The sequence below is a fragment of the Bartonella queenslandensis AUST/NH15 genome (assembly GCF_000312585.1).
Classification (GTDB): Bacteria; Pseudomonadota; Alphaproteobacteria; order Rhizobiales; family Rhizobiaceae; genus Bartonella; species Bartonella queenslandensis_A.
Genome location: NZ_HE998519.1, coordinates 1 through 818 on the forward strand (window position 1 = coordinate 1; position 818 = coordinate 818).

Annotated in this window: 1 protein-coding gene; it reads right to left on the reverse strand. The window is 39.6% G+C overall.

Annotated elements, in window-relative coordinates:
* Positions 1 to 512 precede the first annotated feature (512 nt).
* A partial coding sequence (locus BN338_RS12615; RefSeq protein WP_039762778.1) for a DUF6990 domain-containing protein occupies positions 513 to 818 on the reverse strand: 306 nt, incomplete at its 5' end.

The following is an 818-nucleotide window of genomic DNA, read 5'->3' on the forward strand; positions in this document are numbered from 1 at the left end:
ACTCATTTAAAAAAAATAATATAGGATCTAAAAAGGACTGACAACACTGACACGGTCTATTAAAAGGGATTTTTCTAATCTCTATAACTATCAGTTTTATAATAAACAATATGATCTATCTGCCACCAAATGCATCTAACCACTACTGGATAGTCCTGCACTCAGAGTGAGATCCCCTCCTCGCGCATATATCGAAAGGTTAGCGCCAATTTCTATTGTTTTTGTTTGTGGTAACTTCAATTGATTATTGACGAATTTGATTTTTTGCGGTTTCTCGCCTTCTCAACCTCTCAGATCTAAATCGTAACTACTCACATCCTGCACCGAAGCCGCAGTGAAAGCACCACCAATGGTGGCGTCTCTCAAATCATGATGATGACTTTTGGTTGGATTGCCCTTTAGCTTTTATAAAATCTTATTCATATTTCTTAAGAAACTATTTCTTGTCTTTTTTCCAATAAATTTAGCTATTTTCTCTTCCAAGAGTGAGGCTGCTCTTCGCTAGAAACTTTTCATTGGTCGGCAAACTCTTCTGCCACTTGCTCAATCAAAGCGTAACTCACTTGCTTTGATTTTGCTACTTCTTGCGCTAAAGCTATTGCCCGTTCAAGATGAAGCTGTTGGATGCTTTCGTCGAAGCCTAGATGATCCCCTGTAGCAAAACTTTGCTGATAAGAATGCAAGGTCTCAACATCACCCAACAAAGCGAGAGCGCCAAGATGAAGCAAAGCATAATCCGTATCATCTCCCTTATCCGTTGCATCCTTTTCCCAAGGAGCTATACCATAATCAGAGCGGAGCCTTTGAGAAAGGTCAAT